The 17,482-nt window shown below is 67.7% G+C and carries 15 protein-coding genes and 1 tRNA gene; 7 read left to right on the forward strand and 9 right to left on the reverse strand.

Annotation, left to right across the window (positions count from 1 at the left end; translation table 11 throughout):
* Positions 1–166: 166 nt before the first annotated feature.
* The 3 genes from BCM27_RS10245 to BCM27_RS10255 are packed head-to-tail and all read right to left on the reverse strand — an operon-like array spanning position 167 to position 2,107.
* Positions 167–1,273: a glycosyltransferase gene (locus tag BCM27_RS10245; protein ID WP_004019537.1), complete on the reverse strand. Its 1,107-nt coding sequence runs from the start codon at positions 1,271–1,273 to the stop codon at positions 167–169.
* 49 nt (positions 1,274–1,322) lie between these two features.
* Complete coding sequence (locus BCM27_RS10250) at positions 1,323–1,673, reverse strand: DUF3817 domain-containing protein (protein WP_004019538.1); 351 nt, start codon at positions 1,671–1,673, stop codon at positions 1,323–1,325.
* Complete coding sequence (locus tag BCM27_RS10255; RefSeq protein ID WP_004019539.1) at positions 1,670–2,107, reverse strand: hypothetical protein; 438 nt, start codon at positions 2,105–2,107, stop codon at positions 1,670–1,672. Before BCM27_RS10255 ends, BCM27_RS10250 begins: the two co-directional genes overlap by 4 nt.
* Positions 2,108–2,207: 100 nt before the next feature.
* Between BCM27_RS10255 and BCM27_RS10260 the strand changes: the two genes are divergently transcribed.
* From BCM27_RS10260 to BCM27_RS10270, 3 genes are all read left to right on the forward strand, one after another.
* Positions 2,208–2,289, forward strand: a tRNA-Leu gene (locus BCM27_RS10260).
* 64 nt (positions 2,290–2,353) lie between these two features.
* Positions 2,354–3,703 (forward strand): hypothetical protein, encoded by a 1,350-nt coding sequence (locus BCM27_RS10265; RefSeq protein WP_004019541.1) that lies wholly within the window; start codon positions 2,354–2,356, stop codon positions 3,701–3,703.
* Positions 3,704–3,705: 2 nt separating this feature from the next.
* Positions 3,706–5,088 (forward strand): outer membrane protein assembly factor BamB family protein, encoded by a 1,383-nt coding sequence (locus tag BCM27_RS10270; RefSeq protein WP_004019542.1) that lies wholly within the window; start codon positions 3,706–3,708, stop codon positions 5,086–5,088.
* Position 5,089: 1 nt separating this feature from the next.
* Here BCM27_RS10270 and BCM27_RS10275 read toward each other — a convergent pair whose 3' ends face one another.
* The 3 genes from BCM27_RS10275 to BCM27_RS10285 all read right to left on the reverse strand — a co-directional run bounded on the left by BCM27_RS10275 (position 5,090) and on the right by BCM27_RS10285 (position 7,761).
* The gene (locus tag BCM27_RS10275) at positions 5,090–5,374 is read right to left on the reverse strand and encodes a hypothetical protein (protein ID WP_004019543.1); all 285 of its coding nucleotides are present in this window, start codon (positions 5,372–5,374) and stop codon (positions 5,090–5,092) included.
* Between the two features lie 308 nt (positions 5,375–5,682).
* Positions 5,683–6,078 (reverse strand): histone-like nucleoid-structuring protein Lsr2, encoded by a 396-nt coding sequence (locus BCM27_RS10280; RefSeq protein ID WP_172622052.1) that lies wholly within the window; start codon positions 6,076–6,078, stop codon positions 5,683–5,685.
* A 75-nt stretch (positions 6,079–6,153) separates the two neighbouring features.
* A complete protein-coding gene (locus BCM27_RS10285; protein ID WP_004019545.1) occupies positions 6,154–7,761 on the reverse strand; it encodes a hypothetical protein in 1,608 nt (535 codons plus the stop codon).
* A gap of 269 nt (positions 7,762–8,030) precedes the next feature.
* On the opposite strand from BCM27_RS10285, the gene BCM27_RS10290 reads away from it, so the two are divergent.
* Both BCM27_RS10290 and BCM27_RS10295 read left to right on the forward strand, forming a co-directional pair.
* Complete coding sequence (locus BCM27_RS10290; RefSeq protein WP_231896011.1) at positions 8,031–8,780, forward strand: HNH endonuclease family protein; 750 nt, start codon at positions 8,031–8,033, stop codon at positions 8,778–8,780.
* Between the two features lie 47 nt (positions 8,781–8,827).
* Complete coding sequence (locus BCM27_RS10295; protein ID WP_081486979.1) at positions 8,828–10,378, forward strand: DUF7782 domain-containing protein; 1,551 nt, start codon at positions 8,828–8,830, stop codon at positions 10,376–10,378.
* Positions 10,379–10,555: 177 nt separating this feature from the next.
* On the opposite strand, the gene BCM27_RS10300 is transcribed toward BCM27_RS10295, so the two are convergent.
* The 3 genes from BCM27_RS10300 to BCM27_RS10310 form a co-directional block, all read right to left on the reverse strand.
* Positions 10,556–11,728 (reverse strand): trans-sulfuration enzyme family protein, encoded by a 1,173-nt coding sequence (locus BCM27_RS10300; protein WP_051987037.1) that lies wholly within the window; start codon positions 11,726–11,728, stop codon positions 10,556–10,558.
* 8 nt (positions 11,729–11,736) lie between these two features.
* Complete coding sequence (gene opgC, locus BCM27_RS10305; protein ID WP_004019551.1) at positions 11,737–13,020, reverse strand: OpgC domain-containing protein; 1,284 nt, start codon at positions 13,018–13,020, stop codon at positions 11,737–11,739.
* A 72-nt stretch (positions 13,021–13,092) separates the two neighbouring features.
* Positions 13,093–14,880: an AMP-dependent synthetase/ligase gene (locus BCM27_RS10310; protein WP_004019552.1), complete on the reverse strand. Its 1,788-nt coding sequence runs from the start codon at positions 14,878–14,880 to the stop codon at positions 13,093–13,095.
* 236 nt (positions 14,881–15,116) lie between these two features.
* On the opposite strand from BCM27_RS10310, the gene BCM27_RS10315 reads away from it, so the two are divergent.
* On the forward strand, positions 15,117–16,889 hold the full coding sequence (locus BCM27_RS10315) for a DEAD/DEAH box helicase (RefSeq protein ID WP_004019553.1): 1,773 nt from the start codon (positions 15,117–15,119) through the stop codon (positions 16,887–16,889).
* Positions 16,890–17,103: 214 nt separating this feature from the next.
* A complete protein-coding gene (locus BCM27_RS10320; protein ID WP_033203518.1) occupies positions 17,104–17,436 on the forward strand; it encodes a rhodanese-like domain-containing protein in 333 nt (110 codons plus the stop codon).
* The last annotated feature ends 46 nt before the right edge of the window (positions 17,437–17,482 follow it).

Raw genomic sequence — 17,482 nt, forward strand, 5'->3', positions numbered from 1 at the left:
GGTCTCCTGACGTCATCTATAACTGTACCGTCCAGACGGTATAGTTTCAATCCCCGAGGGAATCCGAGGGTCCCGGCGGTCTCGCCCGGTCCGTCGACCGTGCGTCCGATCCCGTCGAGAGCGCGTCGACATTCATCGACCGTGCACGGGAGAGGTGCGAGGGTGATCAGCTGCCGGCGTGGACACCCAGCATCCGCGCGACCGAATCGGGCCAGCGGTACTGGGTGGCCCGGTGCCGGGCCGCTCGTTCGCGATCGAGCCGAGGGAGGCTGAGCACCTGCCGGATCGCGCTGGCGAAACCCGACCCGGAATCCTCGGCAGCAGCGCCGCACGTGTCGTCGACGAGGCTCGCGACGGCCGACGAGCGCGATCCGATGACCGGTGTACCGGCGGCCAGTGATTCCAGCGCGGAGAGGCAGAACGTCTCGTGCGGCCCGGGGGAGAGCGAGAGGTCGGCGCTCGCGAGGAGTGCGGCGACCTGCCGCCGGTCCGTGAGGTGCCCCAGAAACGTCACCGGTAGTCCGCGCGCCAGGTGTTGCAGCGGGCCTCGCATCGGCCCGTCGCCCGCGACCACCAGATGTGCGGGCGTCCCGGAACGGTGGAGCCTGTTGAGTGCCGCGATGCTTCGGTCGGCGCGCTTCTCCACCGAGAGGCGTCCGCAGTGGGCGATGAGCGCGCCGGTGCCGTCGGACCATTGCTCGCCCAGATTGGGATCGAGGTGCCGCGGGTCGAAGACGTCGAGGTCGACACCCAGCGGAGCACGGACGACGTTGGGCGCCGCGACGCGATCGAACTCCGCGGCGGCGAAGTCGGTGGTGCAGACGACGGTGTCGTAGTCGCGGGCGGTGGCCGCGTTGGCTCGATCGGCGAGCGCCCGCGCCGTCGGGCCGGGCATGATCTGACCGAGTAGGCGGTCGAGGCGCTCGTGGGACACCATCGTCGAATGGATGTCCCGGGCGCGCGCCCACCGGCCGAAACCGCGGAGGGTCAGGCGGTCAGAGACCTCGAGGGCGTCGGGGTGGAGATGGGCGAGGACGTCGGCGACGCGACGCGCAGACGCCAGGCGGTAGCCGCCCGAGGCCGGGATGCGTGGTGCTGCGACGGTGATCCGGGTGACACCGGAGGGAAGTGCCTCCTCGCCGGGGTCGGCGCCGGGGACGATCAGGACGACGTCGTGACCTGCCTCCACGTAGCCGGCGCCCCAGCGGTCCACCGCGGTGCGCAGACCGCCGGAGCGTCCGCCGTAGAAGTTCGCGAGCTGGACGATCCGCACGGAGTCCAGTGAGCCGGACCCGGGTGAACGGACGTCCAGCGTGACCTGATCAGAGGTTGAACTGCGCCTTCACTTCCTGGGTGCGCTTGTGCTCGAACCAGAAGGACAGGAAGGGAATCGTGCCGGCGATGGCGGTGATGACGGTCTTGCCCACACTCCAGCGCACCTTGATCGCCAGGTCGATGGCCATGATCAGGTAGACGAAGTAGACCCAGCCGTGCACGAACGGCACGAAGTCGAGTGCGTGATTGTCGAAGCCGTACGTCAGCACGAGCTCGACGACGAGCAGCAGCAACCACACGCCGGTGATCCAGGCGAGGACGCGATACCGCAACAACGCGCCGCGGACCTTCTCCACCGGGGCGGCGAGGGCGGGGGCGGTGGAATCGGTCTCGGTCACTGCTGGCCTTTCGATGAGGGTGCGGGTTTCGTGTCGGTCGGACGGGCGTCGGCGTCGCGGAGCTCGGCCAGATAGCGGTTGTACTCGGCGAGGGCGACGTCGTTCGCGGGGTCCGACGAGGTCAGCGACGACGCACTGGGAGTCGTCGGACGTTCGGGGAGGATTCCCTCGGGGATCTGGTCCGTGGACTTTCCGGCGCCGACCCTGCGTGCCTCGTCGGGATCGCTCTCCAGGATGACGAACTTTCGGTAGGCGTAGATCACCGCCGCCGCGAACGCCGGCCACTGCAGGGCGTAACCGAGGTTCAATCCGGAACCAGACGCCGACTCGTACCGCGACCACTGCCACCACGCAAGCGCCAGGCACACCACGGCGGCGGAGACGGCGAGCACCGTGAGCGCGGGCCGGTGGGCGCGGCGACGGGTGGAGGACATGCCTACGACGGTACCTGGCCTGCGATGATCAGAACGCGGCCGGTAGGGTGGTCGCCGTTACACTGCGTGACTCCCCGCCTTCCTGGGGCGTCGCGCCCACGCGCGAGTGGCGGAATTGGCAGACGCGCTGGATTTAGGTTCCAGTGTCTCAGGACGTGGGGGTTCAAGTCCCCCCTCGCGCACTCTGAATTGTGTTCGGCGCGGTCCGGCGTGACGCGTCCGTCGACGGAAGCGGGGTCGGCAGAGATGCTGGACGACACGAGTTCGTCGCCGTCGACGCGGACCTGGACCACTGCGCTGGTGCTGGTGTCGATCGTCGCTCTCGCGTTCGTGGTGGTCGGGCTAGTGCTGCCGTCACCCGATCCCGAACTCACGACGACACCGCCGCCGGCCTCGTCCGGGACCGAGCAGTCCGCTCCCGCTGCCACCGAGGCACCGACGGTGGTCGACGAGCCGGTCGACCCGAAAGCACCGATCCCCGGATGCGACATCGTGGAGGTGCCCGAGGAGTCGGGCTACACCGCGTTCACCGGAATGGGGCCGCCGCCGACATACGACAATCCGGAGTTCCCGTGGTTCAACGGACCGAAGGCGACCGCGATGTCCACCGCGCTGGCGAGAGCGCTCCCGGCCCGGGCCGAAATCGCCTTCGCGAGCCCGCGGCAATCGTTCATCTTCCAACCGATCACGTCTTTCAAGGCCCCGGCCCCGGAGCCCGGCGGGTCGACGTACGCCGGGGGTGAGCTGCTCAACGGAGATGCGAGGGGCTCGGTGTCTGTCGATGTACAACGCTCGTCGCTACCGATTCCGCCCTGTGTGGCAGGGCAACTCGATGAACGCCGCACTCTGCGCGACGGCGTGGTGGTCGACGTCCACGACACTTGGCAGGAAGTGGACGGCGTTCGCACCCTCAGCAGGACGGCCCGCGCCTACGTGGCCGACGGATCCTGGATCGCCGCGCGGGCCAGTGACGCGACCGGTGCGAACCAGCAAGACCGCAGCGGCTCGGTGCCGTTGTCCATCGACGACCTGGTGCGCATCGTCGACGACCCGGGGCTTCGTGTCAGCACCCCGGTTGCCCCGGGTACGCCGACGCCGATCGAACACTGTGAGAGCCCTTTCGAGTCGTACAAGGGCACCCCGGTGACGCGTGAGGAGGCACGCGAACTCGACGCGGTTCTCGCCACCGTCGATCTCGGCGGCGCGCGGTTGGCGCCCATGGTGCCGGTGGGTTCGCCCGCGGAGGGCATGCTGTGCACCGGTGTCGCGGATCTCGGGGATGGTGTGGCCATAGACATCACGATCATCGGTGGCCAGCCGAGGCCGTCCGCAGAACGCCCGGTTCCGGGCCGGGGTAGCCCGAAGACGCTGCGAGCCCTTCCCGATGGGACCCTGGTGCAGACCGACGTCATGTGGCAGTCGAGGTCGTCGACGACCGACCCACGGGATCAGATCCGAGAGACGACCCATTCCGTGGTGGTGACCCGCCCGACGGGCACCCGCGTCTCGGCCAGTTCCACGGCAGCCTCGCCGACCGAGCCGCTGTCGGTGAACGAGCTCGAGAACATCGCGTTGACACCAGGATTGGAGCTCTGACGATGCCGGCCCGGAGTAGGTGGACACTGGTCGCCGCCGCGGTGGCCGCGGTCGTGACGGTCTCCGCGGCGACTGTGGTGTGGGTGGACCGTGTTCCGACGACGGTCAAGAAGATCACCGGAACCACCGCGGCGACACCGGGTCTGGCGTGGTCGCTCGATCCTGCCGACCGGTTGGGTCGTCCCTTCGCGGCCTTCGCCGACCCGCGCGAGGGTACTGCGTTCACGGTCGGCGAGCCCGGGATGATCCGGGCAGGCGACACGCTGGTCACCATCGTCGGTACCCCGAACGAGGGAACGACACTCGGCGATCCCGTGATGATCGGCATCGACGCGAGAAGCGGAGAGGTGCGCTGGCAGGCCCCGGCGCACGATCTCGTCAGCTGCAGTGACGTTCCGCTCCACGGCAAGATCTACTGCCACGCCCTTCAGAAGGGCCACGAACTCGTCAGCTACGACATCGACTCGGGTGACTCGACACGACGCACGGTGTCCGAGAGCATCTTCGCCATCGCGACCACGTCTGATGTCCTGTACGTCGCCGAGGGCAGCGTCGAGGAGAACGACGTGCGAGTCCACTCGGGGACCTTCGACGACGTGTCAGCCCACTGGACCCGCCAATTCGACGTCGGTGCCTCCTATGAGGAGGTGTACAGCAGCGAGGCGCTCACCGTGATCGATGGTGTCGGGCTCGTGCGCACCGGTGGCGACCTCGCCCTGTTCGATGCCGAATCGGGCGCCGAATTGTGGAGTAACGGAACACAATGCGTCGGAACCTCGTCGCTGCTGCCGGGCGGGTTCCTCGTCCACGCCGACACCGGCTGCGAGTCGGCCGGCAATGCGTCCGAGCAACTGCTCAGGGGGCCGGACGGGAAGGTGGTCGCGTCGAACTCGAATCCCACCGTCCAACGGCCGGGGTACGAGTCCACGACCGACTCCGACCCCGTCCTACTCGGCGACTCGGCCTACGACCGCGCCACCGGCGACCGATTGTGGACGAACAGCGACCTCATATCGCGCGACACCAACGCAACCGGAGCCGTGACAGCGGTCGCCGGCGGCGTTGTGTACGTGACGGACAGCACCGCCCGCAGCGACGGTGGTGTCGACCTCAGAACCGGTGAACGTTTGTGGCACCGAGCGTGGCGCGACGATGCTTCCGCCGGCGTGAACCCAGATGGCTACCGCGACCGTCTGTTGGCCGGCAGTGATGGCGTCATCCTCACCGCTGTCGACGTGACCACCGGCGAGATCGCGTGGACGGCACCGTTCCTCGCCATCGATTCCGACCCGGATGCGTTCGTCACCGGCACAGCACTCGAGCCCTACGGCGACGGGTGGATCTTCTCGTCGGACCGTCGAATGATCAGGCTCGCGCCCCTCTGAGTCACATCTGGGCCGAGATGACCTCGACCGCGTCGTCGTCGGCGAAGACGATGTCGTGATCGTCGGTCGAGATCGCCCAGCGGCGTAGGCGCGCGGTGCGCTCGTCGTCGATGCGGGTTTCGATGGTGGCGTCGCCGGCCAGGTCCGCGAAGTCGTCGACGACCTCGCCCTCCCTGGTCGAACCGTCGTCGAGTGTGACCCTGACCCGGGCCGCCACGGCGACCTCGTCCGGGGCCTCACTGTCAGCGCCGTCGTGGTCGACCGGCTCGTTCTCCGTTGTGCTCATCCGATTGTCCTGCCCCCTCGGGGTGGCCTCCGACGGTGAACTGCTCCGCACGCCGGTGGCACACCGTTCGTGCGCATCAGCTTATCAAATGAGTCCATTGACAGCGTGAATGTTGCGGAAGATGCTGCTCGTGCGACGGGGCCGGCCCAGCGTCTTGATTCGACGCCCCGGCAGTGAGTGTCCGTCGTGTGTACCGAATCGTCTGCGGCGCAGCGCGATCGGGGTGTACGTGACGGCCGGCCAAAAGGCGGATCGCCAGAGTCCGCGGTATCGGACTCTGGCGATCGATCAGGCAGTCGTCGACTGGATCAGTGGGCGGCGTTGTACGCCTCGACAATGTCGTTCGGAATCCGGCCGCGAGCGGAGACCTCGTAACCGTTGTCGGCCGCCCATTCCCGAATTGAGGCATTCACCGACGAACCGGCCCCGCCGGAATTGGTCTTCGTTCGTGCGGATGGTGACCGCCGACGCCCACCGACTCGGGTCGACGCCTTGAGCAATTTCGCGACGGTCACTTTCCCCTGCTCGATCTTGTCGAGATTGGTCGAGGACACGTCTAGTTCGTAGTCGACGCCGAGCCACGACCACGAAACCGTCTGTGCGTCTTGGGGATCGAGTTCGCGACCGTCAAGATCGTCGACAAAGGTCACTGTCTGTATTTTCGACACACTGACCACGGTAGTCGAAAGGCGAGGCGGATTCATGGACGTCTGCATTCCCGGTGTCGGGAGTCACTTCGGATATAGAGCGACAAGTCCGTCGAATGCGGACTCGTCCGCTCAATTCAGGCCGGGAATGCTGAATCGAGGTGCTTCGGGACGCGGAATCGTGGAGGTGGCTCGCGACGGCTCCGCAGTTCTCGACGCCGACGGCCGGGTTGATTCGCGTTTCCGGGTCACGCCGACTCGCGGAGTGGGGTCGGTTGTCTTCCGTCGGTTCGCCTCGGCGCCCAACCCGCTACCGGTGGTGTCGTCGACGCGCAGGCACATCGACCGGATCACATGGTGCGCGGTCACCAGCCCATAGGTCATCGGCAGTCCCAATACGGTCACCAGCAGGCGGGTCGGACGCAGTGGGCTGTCTCCGAGGATGGACGGCTCGACGACATTGCCGACCTCACGGATCAGGTGCAGCGCGAGTTTGTACGCGTAGTGCGCCGCGGTGATCGGTTTACTGACGGTGAGCTCGTCGAGCGACACGGTTTCCCAGGGATCCGCGCCGTGGCCGAGGTTGTGTCCGATGCCGAGCAGGATGTCGAGCGGGGCGCCGCCGAAGATCGGGATCAGGGAACCGAAGAGCGAGACGCCCAGTTCCCCGACGGAGCGATCCTCCGCCGGGTCGAGCGGGATCAGGTTGTGGTGGATGCGGATTCCGCGCATGACGCTCAGGATTCGCGTCGTCTCGGCGCGAATCCTGGCTGCATCGGCGGGGTTGTTCTCCTGCGCCTGCGCGGACACGTAGCGGACCAACCGGCCGAGCGTGAGGGAGCCGATCGGCGTGCAGGTCTCGACATCGGCCAGTGCGAGGTGGTCGGCGATCTCGGCCACCATCGGCGGGATGGGGATGTCGAAGCGGACGGTGTCACTCGGGCGTCCCGCCTGGGCGCGCTGCTCGTCGGTCACTCGTGCGACGCATTGGTCGAGAACGGTCTTCGCCGTAGCGCGCAAGAGGGCCTTCACCGCGAATTCGGACGAGAAGACGAAGGCGGACAGCAGCCAGTTGTACGTGACGAACTGCGCGAGGCCGTCGGCGTCGGTGCCGGCGAACGGACTGCCGAAGTCCGGTGCCGACCCGACGAGGAGCCGGGCCGGGATCAGGACGGTGGTGAACATGTACAGCCACACCGTTTCGACGGCCTGGATCACGGTGATGTTCCCGAGCGGGATCGCCTCGGTGTGCCGGCCGTCGCGGATCTTGAGGAGGTTCGAGACGAGAAGCTGCGAGATCGGGTCGCGGTAGTCGAGGGCGGGATCGTCGTCGTCGGCACCGAGGGTGAGCGGATGCTCGGTCACGGCGAGGGTCGAGATGTGCAGCCTGCGCATGTCGCGATGCGCCCCAGCCCGGCTTGCGCGCGCGGACGCCTGCAACGAGGGCGGCAGGATGTCGTAGACGGCCTCGAAGATCGACTCGTACACGACCGACAGGGTGGTGAAATCGCCACTCGCGCAGCGTGTCTCGGCGCCCTCGAGCGACTTCGGCGTCGGCAGCAGCGGGCGGGTCAGAGTCTCGACGCGTTCGAGGCGTTCCGGATAGGTCTCGGTTTCCGGGTCGACGGTCGGGGTGAGCTCGTGGACCGGCGTCGCGCGCAGCGGAGCTGCCGAGAACGGTGCCGTGCTACCGACGATCGCGGCAGTGCTCGTCCCGGCCGCCAGAGTGGGCAGCGACATCGTCAATGTGAACACCGCGACGAGTCGCAGTACCCATGGCTGTACGCGCCGTGCTGCATTGCCCCGACCTGAACTCATGCACCCACTACCCGAATAGTCGTCTGGTACCCCGGCGAGGAGTGTCGGCGCCCGCCGCCATCACGGCGTCGTGCGCGACCAGAGCAATCCGCGAAGGGGAAGTTAGTCGAACGAATCTTAAGGTGCGCAGCGCCGGTCCGCGCACCGGGTGGACCGGAAGCACTGTCGGTGCGTCGTGCAACGATTTCGAGGTGAGACGTCGAGCGGCATGGTTGTCGGTGATGATCGCCGCGGTGTCGGTCGTCGTGGGACTCGGTGCCCTGTTCGTATCCGGGACCGACACCGGATCGGGAGAGGTGCTCCGCCCGTCGGCTCCGCCCGTCGGCTCGTCGACATCTGCGCTGCCGTCACCAGGGGTCCAGACGTCGGCACCCGGCGTCGGTCAGGCCCTCGCCGACCTGATAACTCTCCAGGTGAAGGGGCGTGCCCCCAAGACCGGTTATGCCCGGGCGCGGTTCGGCAAGGCGTGGGACGACGCGGTCGACGTGCAGTTCGGCCGCAACGGTTGCCGGACGCGAGAGGACATCCTCCGCCGAGACCTCACCGGGATCACGGTCCACGACGACGGGTGTCGAGTTCTCGCCGGCACGCTGGCCGACCCGTACACCGGTACGACCATCCCGTTCACCCGAGGACAGGAGACGTCGGCTCTCGTTCAGATAGATCACGTCGTCGCGTTGTCGGACGCCTGGCAGAAGGGCGCGGCGGGCTGGGCCGCGGGCAAGCGCATCGAGTTCGCGAACGATCCGCGGAATCTGCAGGCCGTCTCCGGGACCGTGAACCAACGGAAGAGCGACGGCGACGCCGCCACGTGGCTCCCGCCGAACAAGGCGTACCGATGTACTTACGTCGGCCGGCAGATCGAGGTCAAGAAGTCGTACGGACTGTGGGTGACCCCGGCCGAACGCGACGCCATGCGGCGGGTCCTCGCATCGTGCTGAACCCGTCGGGCCGGCGGTCGGCGGCCTCGTCGGTAGCCTTGGCGACCGTGACCGCCGACCAGGGACGACCCCAGCCATCCGACGACGCCGCCGGCCATCCGCTGACCGACGACACCGTCGTCGCGGCGCTCGGTGCCGATCTGCGGTCGGCGGGGTACACGAACGACGGCGTCACCGGCCTGCTCGGCGCCGACGCGCACGAAGCGCTCGTGCGGGGTGTGTGGTGGCCTGCGCTCGCCGCCACGCGCGACGCCGCAGGCGAGGACGGTCGGCTGGCCACTCTGATCCGCTTGTTCCTGTTGGGTTCGGACGAGCCCGAAGACGCTGTCGCCGCGTCGTTCCCGACGGCCGGAATCGACGCGCTGATCGCCCAGGGGGTATTGGTCCGGGTCGATGGGTCGCGGGTTCGCGCGAACCTCGACATCCGGCCGCACGCCGACGACACCCGCGACTACCTCGTCGTCGCCGATCAGGACGCCGCGATGCGGCCCGGACCCGTTGCCCGCGACCACGTCCTGGGGATCGGCGGTGCGTCGATCTCGCTGGCCCGAGCGGTCATCCGTGAGCCCGTCCGTCGCGCGCTCGACATCGGTACCGGGTGCGGCATCCAGGCTCTGCATCTCGACGCCCACTGCGAGCAGATCGTGGCCACCGACACCAACGACCGAGCGCTGGCGCTGGCCGCGGCAACGGCCCGCCTCAACGGGATGTCGTGGGATCTGCGCTCGGGCAGCATGTTCGAGCCCGTCGGCGGGGAACGCTTCGATCTCATCGTGTCGAATCCGCCGTTCGTCGTCGGCGCCGGTGGCCAGGACTACATCTACCGCGATTCCGGGGTCGTCGGGGACGGGCTCTGCGAACAACTCGTGCGCGAGCTGCCTGCGCATCTGAATCCTGGTGGCACCGGCCAGATCCTGGCCAACTGGATCATCCGCGACGGCGAACCGTGGGAGGAGCGCGTCCGGTCGTGGCTCGCCGGCACCGGACTCGACGCGTGGGTCGTGCAGCGCGAGGTCGCCGACCCCATCAGCTACATCTCCCTGTGGCTGTCCGACGCCGGTGAGGACGAGTCCGACGCCGCGCAGCGGGGAGCGGAGTGGCTCGAATGGTTCGAGACCAACGGCATCGCGGCGATCGGGATGGGCTCCATCACCGCCCGGCTTCCGATGCCGGACGAGAACCGCGCTCCCGACGTCGTGGTCGAGGAGATCACCGGCGCCGGTGAAGAGGTGACCGGGTACGAGGCGCAGGCCTTTCTCGCGCGACGGCGCTACCTGCGGGAGACCTCCGACGGCCGGCTGCTCGCTCAGCGGCTGTCGGTGGCGCCGGTCATGCTCGAGGAGCACTCGCTCCCGGGTGACGAGGGCTGGCAACAGGTGTCGGCCGCGGTTCGCCGGCCCGGGGGTCCCGGCGCAGTTCTCGGTGTCGACGAGATCTCGCGCGCCCTGCTCGCCGGTTGCCGGGGACAGGTGCCGCTGGGTGTCCTGCTCGAACTCCTCGCCGACTTCCACGGCGTCGATGCCGACGCCCTGGCCGAGGCCGCGCTGCCCGTCGTCCGTGAGGCGATCGGCCGGGGGATTCTGTACGAAGCGACCTGAGAGTGGTTGCGGGGGAGGTGGTTTCGACTCGGCGCCTCGCTGCGCTCGGTGCCGGCTCAACCAGCGGGGGAAGCTCCTCGCTGCGCTCGGTGCCGGCTCAACCAGCAGGGGAAGCGCCTCGACCTCGATGCGCTCCTTCGTCGCTTGCTCGGCCCGGCGGCTGCGCTCGGTGCCGGCTCAACCACCTGGGGTGGCCGGGAACGTCGCGTCGAGCGCGGCGGCGAGGTCGGCGATGAGGTCGTCGGCGTCCTCGAGGCCCACCGAGAATCGCAGATGGCCCCACTCGCGGAAGGGTTCCGGGTACGCGGCGACCCGGGGCCCGTCGGCACCGACGTGGACGATGAGCGATTCGTCGTGACCGAGTGACACCGCCGAGGTGATCGTCGTCAGCGCCGAGACGAAGCGATTCTGGGTGGCCGGATCGCCGCGGACCGCGAAGGCCATCATGCCTCCGAAGCCGCGACCGCCGAACTGCCGCGCGGCCAGGTCGTGTTCGGGATGCGACGACAGTCCCGGGTAGCGCACGTAGGCGATGCGCGGGTCGTCGTCGAGGAAGGCCGCGACCCGCTCGGCATTGCGTTGGTGCTGAGCGAATCGCAGTGGCAGGGTGATCGCACCGCGGGCGATCAACCACGCGTTGAACGGCGAGATCACGCCGCCGACGTCGACCATCGCCTGCTCCCGGATCTGCGCGATCAGGTCCGGTCGGCCGAGCACGGCGCCACCCATCGCGTCACCGTGACCGTTGATGTACTTGGTCAGCGAGTGCACGACCAGATCGGCGCCGTCGGCGAGCGGGCGGTACAACACCGGTGGGGTGAAGGTCGAGTCGACGAGCAGCAGCGCTCCGGTGTCGGCGGCGATCTGTGCGAGAGCGCCGATGTCGGCGACCTTGGTGGTCGGGTTGGCGATCGTCTCGGCGATCAGCATGCGGGTGGTGCCGGGCCGCACGGCGGCGCGGGTGGCATCCAGATCCCCGACATCGACGAAGGTCGCCTCGATCCCGTATTTCGTCGGCAACAGGTCCGACCACAGTTTCCACGTGGCCTCGTACGTCGTGTCCGACACGACGACGTGGTCACCGGCGGACAGGAGGGTGAAGAACACGGCGTGCAATGCGGCCACCCCGGACGCGAGGACGACGGCGTCGTCGGCATTTTCGAGTGCGGCGAGCTTGTCCTGCAATGCGACCTCGTTGGCGCCCGTGTTGCGCGTGTAGAACAGTTGCTCGGTGCCCGACCAGCTCATCGCCTCGGGTTCGGGCGGCAGGTGATACGAATTCGCCATCGTGATGGGAGTCCGCACCGACGGACCCGACGCGTCGTTCCCGGCGTGGACGCTGCGTGTCATCTCACCTGTCACGGATGAACTCCCATCGGTTCGTCGATGCGTGACCCGGCCGGGTCCATCACGTCCCGATCCATTCCGGACAGGTCGTCGGACACCACATCGGCCGACAGGTCGTCGACGACCGGTCCCGCAGACCGAGTGGCGTCCGGTTTCTCGTACGTGGGTACGCCGGGTCCGGATCCGGGGGCGACCTCGGCTCGGCGTGGGCGGACGAGGTCGACCACCCGTACCGGGAGCTTGTGCAGTTTGTCGATGTGGGCGACGTGGCGGAACTCGGCCCAGCCCCAGCAGGCGGCGAACACCAGCAGCGCCACGGCGTCCATCGTGACCGAGTTCCACGGGCGGTGCGCGATGTGGATGGGGACCACGACGAGGGCGATCGCCTGGATCACGTAGGAGTCGAGGCTGCGGGTCCCGGTCATGACCAGGGGTCGCAGCCAGTCGTGGTGCCACCACTTGAGCAACAGCCGGAAGAGCCCGTAGACGGCCGGGATCGCGAGATACGCGCCGATGGCCCGGGCCGGTCGGAAGTCCAGCTTGTCGGCGACGTAGGGCTCGAGATGCGCCCAGGGGCCGTGGTCGATGCCGAAGTGGAAGAACAACGCCACCGCGAGGGCGACGACGACGATCGCGACCAGCCACCGGTCGACGAACTCCGGGACCTTCCAGGTCGACCAGTTCCAGCCGATGACGAGCGCGGGGACGAACATGATCTGCCAGCCCGCGACGTTCTGGATGTGCGGGGCGGCCTGGTAGGCGCTGAGGTAGAACCAGCCGGGGGAGTAGATCAGCGAGAACACATAGAGACCCAGCGAGGCGGCGAGGACCCAGATCCACCAGCCTCGGCGCAGCAGCGGGAAGAGTCCGAACGCCGAGATCAGCAGGACCATGTACAGGAGCAGGATGTTGCCGCCGCTCGGCAGGTACTGCATCGTCAGCGCGAGCCGGATGCCGTCGGCCCAGCCGTCGACCGGCAGCAAGAGCGTCAGCCAGCGATGACCGGCCAGGGCCGCGGCGACCGCGACGAGCGCGATGACCAGCTGGCACAGATAGAGCACGACTATCCGCTTGGCCAGCCGCCGGTAGGCGAAGGCGAGTCCGTGACGCGCGACCCACCGCTGATAGACGAGGCCGAGGACGATTCCCGACAGCATCACGAACGCGGACATGCCGTCGACGTAGGGATAGGCGTGCGTCGGGGTGGCCAGCGTGGACTCATGCGCGAAGTGCGCCGTGATCATGCTCCAGATCGCCACCCCGCGGGTGGCATCGATGGCCAGGTCTCGTTTCATTGACTTGCACGATAGACAGCGCCGCGGCCCGGGGTCATCCTGGGCCGCGGCGAGTCGTGCTGAGAGATTCGCTCAGGTGTAGAGGTCGGCGATCGCTTCCTTGTGCGCGTCGTGGATGACGTTGCGCTTGAGCTTCATCGTCGGGGTGAGCTCTCCGGTGTCGATGGTGAAGTCGGTCTCGAGGATGGAGAACTTCTTGATCGCCTCGGCGTTGGAGACCTTGGTGTTGGCCTCCTTCACCGCGGCGTCGATCTCCGCCTTGAGATCGGCATTGTCGACCAGGTCCGAGGTCGGGGTGTCGGCCGGCAGCCCGTGGCGCTCGAGCCATCCGGGAACGGCCTCGGCATCGATGGTGATGAGTGCCGCGATGAACGGCTTGTTGTCGCCGACGACGAGACACTGGCTCACCAGGGGATGCGCCCGAATGGTGTCCTCGAGTTGGGCCGGGGAGACGTTCTTGCCGCCGGCGGTGACGATCAGTTCCTTCTTGCGGCCGGTGATGAACAGATAGCCGTCGTCGAGCGTGCCGATGTCACCGGTGTGGAACCAGCCGTCGCGGATGGCGTCGTCGGTGGCGGCCTGGTTCTTCCAGTACCCACCGAACACGACGGGTCCCTTGAGCAGGACCTCGCCGTCCTCGGCGATGGCGACGGTGACGCCGGGGATTGGTCGGCCGACCGAGCCGACTTTCTGGTTGTCCTCGTTGTTGGCCGTGACCGCCGCGGTGGTCTCCGACAGCCCGTAGCCCTCGTACACCGGGATGCCGACGCCGCGGAAGAAGTGGCCGAGACGCGCGCCGAGCGGGGCGCCGCCGGAGATGGCGCCTTCGCACTGGCCGCCCAGGGCGTCGCGCAGCTTGCCGTAGACCAGCTTGTCGAAGACGGCGTGGCGGAGCTTGAGGCCCAGTCCGACCTTGCCGGCCTCGGTGGCCTTGCTGAACTCGATCGCGGTGTCGGTCGCCTTGTCGAAGATCGAGCCCTTGCCGCCGTCGTAGGCCTTCTGCTTGGCGGAGTTGTACACCTTCTCGAACACGCGGGGCACCGACAGCACGTAGTTCGGTTTGAACACACCCAGGTCGGCCACGAGGTTCGTCAGGTCGTTGGTGTGTCCGAGGATCACGCCGTTCTCCACGCACCCGACGGTGACGACCCGGGCGAAGATGTGGGCCAGCGGCAGGAAGAGCAGCGTCGACTTGCCCTCCCGCATCCCCGCGCCGACCGCGTCACGGGTCGCCGCGGTCTCGGCGAGGAAGTTCGCGTGCGTCAGGACGACGCCCTTCGGACGACCGGTGGTGCCCGACGTGTAGATCAGCGTGGCGGCGTCGGATGACAACGCGTTCGCCTGACGCTGGTCGAGGTCGGCATCGGCGATCTTCGCGCCGCGCTTGGTGACCGTGGGAAGCGCGTGGTCGTCGATGACCAGGGTTTCCTTGAGGGTCGCTGTCTCGTCGATCACCCGGAGGTGGCGGGTGTAGTGCTCGTGGTTCTCGACGAACAGCAGTGTGGCGCCGGAGTCCTCGAGGATCCACTGGACCTGGTCAGGGGCCGAGGTCTCGTAGATCGCGACGGTGCAGGCGCCGGCGCGCCAGATCGCGTAGTCCAGGACGGTCCACTCGTAACGGGTCGAGCAGAGGATGGCGACGCGGTCCCCGGCCTGCACGCCCGAGGCGATGAGTCCCTTGGCGACCGCGTCCACCTCGTCGGTGAAGTGCTTGGCGGTGACGTTGACCCATTGATTGTGTGAGCGCTTGCGGAAGAGCGGCATCGTGGGGCGCTCGGCGCGGTAACGCAGGATCGTGTCGACGGTCGTCGCCTTGTCGTCGATCGTCAGATCAGACGGGGTGGCGTACTGCTGCTGCATGGCACTCCTGAGACGGGAGAACAAATGGACATTCCGGACATCGGTATGCGTGTGACCGGGACCGATGGCCGGATGAGTGGCACCGACAGTACCAGTATTCGTGGGATGCATCACACCGGTCGGCGATCGTGGTCCGTGCCCTGCTCAGGGGCCTGATGCGACCCCGGCAAGCCGCGATGCCGACATTCTGGAGCAGGGCCATTACAGTTGAGGGCGATGAATGAGACTTCCGCCGCATGAGTACTTCCGATCACGGCGAGCACGACGCCCCGACCGACCCCTCCGTGGGCACGTTCGACGACCTCGAGATCGATCCGCGCGTTCGCGCCGCCGTCACCGACGTGGGCTACGAGACGCCCTCGCCGATTCAGGCGGCCACCATCCCGACGCTCCTGTCGGGGCGCGACGTGGTGGGTCTGGCGCAGACCGGTACGGGTAAGACCGCAGCCTTCGCCATCCCCATCCTGTCCCGGCTCGACACGTCTGCGCGGACTCCGCAGGCGCTGATCCTGGCGCCGACTCGTGAGCTCGCCCTGCAGGTCTCCGAGGCGTTCGGCCGTTACTCGGCCCATATGCCCGAGGTGAAGGTCCTGCCGATCTACGGCGGGCAGTCCTATGGCGTCCAACTCGCCGGGCTGCGTCGTGGCGCGCAGGTCATCGTCGGTACCCCGGGTCGTGTGATCGACCACCTCGACAAGAAGACGCTCGACATCTCGGGGCTGGAGTTCCTCGTCCTCGACGAGGCCGACGAGATGCTGACGATGGGCTTCGCCGAGGACGTCGAACGCATCCTGGCCGAGACCCCGGACACCAAGCAGGTCGCCTTGTTCTCGGCGACGATGCCCAGCGCAATCCGACGTCTCGCACAGCGCTACCTGAACTCGCCGCAGGAGATCACGGTCAAGGCGAAGACCGCGACCGCGCAGAACATCACGCAGCGCTACCTCCAGGTCTCCCACCAGCGCAAGCTGGATGCGCTGACGCGGTTCCTCGAGGTCGAGACCTTCGACGCGATGATCGTGTTCGTCCGTACCAAGCAGGCGACCGAAGAGCTGGCCGAGAAGTTGCGGTCTCGCGGATTCTCCGCGGTGGCCATCAACGGCGACCTCGCGCAGGCGCAGCGTGAACGGACCATCAACCAGCTCAAGAACGGTTCGATCGACATCCTGGTCGCGACCGACGTCGCCGCGCGCGGACTCGACGTCGATCGCATCTCGCACGTCGTCAACTACGACATCCCGCACGACACCGAGTCGTACGTGCACCGCATCGGCCGCACGGGTCGCGCCGGTCGTTCGGGCAACGCGCTGCTGTTCGTCTCGCCGCGCGAGCGCCACCTGCTGCGCGCCATCGAGCGCGCCACGCGACAGACGCTCACCGAGATCGGTCTGCCCAGTGTCGACGACGTCAACGCGCAGCGAGTGGCGAAGTTCGCCGACTCCATCACGCAGAACCTGTCGTCGGACAATCTCGATCTGTTCCGCGGGCTGATCGAGAACTATGCGCGGGACAACGACGTCGCGATGGCCGACATCGCCGCCGCGCTGGCACTCGAGACGCGGGACGGCGGATTCCTGATGACCCCGGATCCGCCGCAGTCGGAGAAGCGCTCCGAGCGCGAGCGTGCACCGCGTCGCCCGGGCGCGAGCTTCGCGACGTACCGGATCGCCGTCGGCCGGAAGCACAAGGTGTCGCCCGGCGCGATCGTCGGTGCCATCGCCAACGAAGGCGGCCTGACCCGAGCCGACTTCGGCAACATCAGCATCCGCGACGACTTCAGCCTCGTGGAACTGCCCGACGACCTCGACAGCGAGACCCTGTCCAATCTGCGGCACACGAAGATCGGCAAGAACCCGATCGACATCCGCAAGGACATGGGGTCACCGCGTACGCGTGGCGGCGGCAAGCGCGGAGCGGGTGGTCATGGTGGCGGACGCGACGGTCGCCGCGGCGACAGCTGGGGTAAGCGTCCGTCACCGCGCGTGGCCGGTCGCGGTCGCCACTCCTGAACCGACCCCGGACTGTCCCGCCGCCGGCGGGCTCCCAGTACCAGAAACTGCGTACAACGGCGCACTTCTGAGAGCTGCGTGAGAAAACTTGTCAATTCGAGATCGTTCCGTAACCTGGTCGACGGGGGTCATCCCGCGGGGTCACCATGCGGTGGTCACCGCGAAACACGATGTACACGGACAAAATTCGAGCAACAGGGTTGGTGAGTCACCGGTGTCAGTGGTGAATTCGATTTCGGCAGCAGAGGCAATGAATCACAGCCGCGAGGGGCACGCAGTGGTCGTCGATGCACGTCCGCAGGTGGTGCGACATCAGGGCAGCCTGCCCGGTGCGCTCGTGGTCGATCCGACCGAGGTGCCGAGGCGGTTCACGCCCACTCCCTCGGGCACCTTCCCGGTCATCCGCGATCGCGACACCGAGATCGCCGTCGTGTCGGTCCGCTCGGAGGCGCCGCGCATCGCCGAACAGATCGCCGACTGCGGCTACACCAACGTGCGTTACGTCGACGGGGGTTACCGCGCGCTGCGTTCGCGCACCGTCGGCTGAAGCACCCGCGAGAGAATCCGGCGCCGTCCCGCGCGACTGCGCGGGT

The organism is Gordonia terrae (assembly GCF_001698225.1).
Taxonomy (GTDB): domain Bacteria; phylum Actinomycetota; class Actinomycetes; order Mycobacteriales; family Mycobacteriaceae; genus Gordonia; species Gordonia terrae.

Excerpts from the sequence above, each read along its gene's own strand:
- BCM27_RS10265 (WP_004019541.1), top strand. The coding sequence starts at position 2,354 with ATGCTGGACGACACGAGTTCGTCGCCGTCGACGCGGACCTGGACCACT.
- BCM27_RS10315 (WP_004019553.1), top strand. The coding sequence starts at position 15,117 with ATGAGTACTTCCGATCACGGCGAGCACGACGCCCCGACCGACCCCTCC.
- BCM27_RS10255 (WP_004019539.1), bottom strand. The coding sequence starts at position 2,107 with ATGTCCTCCACCCGTCGCCGCGCCCACCGGCCCGCGCTCACGGTGCTC.
- BCM27_RS10275 (WP_004019543.1), bottom strand. The coding sequence starts at position 5,374 with ATGAGCACAACGGAGAACGAGCCGGTCGACCACGACGGCGCTGACAGT.
- BCM27_RS10300 (WP_051987037.1), bottom strand. The coding sequence starts at position 11,728 with ATGACACGCAGCGTCCACGCCGGGAACGACGCGTCGGGTCCGTCGGTG.
- opgC (WP_004019551.1), bottom strand. The coding sequence starts at position 13,020 with ATGAAACGAGACCTGGCCATCGATGCCACCCGCGGGGTGGCGATCTGG.
- BCM27_RS10280 (WP_172622052.1), bottom strand. The coding sequence starts at position 6,078 with ATGAATCCGCCTCGCCTTTCGACTACCGTGGTCAGTGTGTCGAAAATA.
- BCM27_RS10285 (WP_004019545.1), bottom strand. The coding sequence starts at position 7,761 with ATGTCGCTGCCCACTCTGGCGGCCGGGACGAGCACTGCCGCGATCGTC.
- BCM27_RS10270 (WP_004019542.1), top strand. The coding sequence starts at position 3,706 with ATGCCGGCCCGGAGTAGGTGGACACTGGTCGCCGCCGCGGTGGCCGCG.
- BCM27_RS10310 (WP_004019552.1), bottom strand. The coding sequence starts at position 14,880 with ATGCAGCAGCAGTACGCCACCCCGTCTGATCTGACGATCGACGACAAG.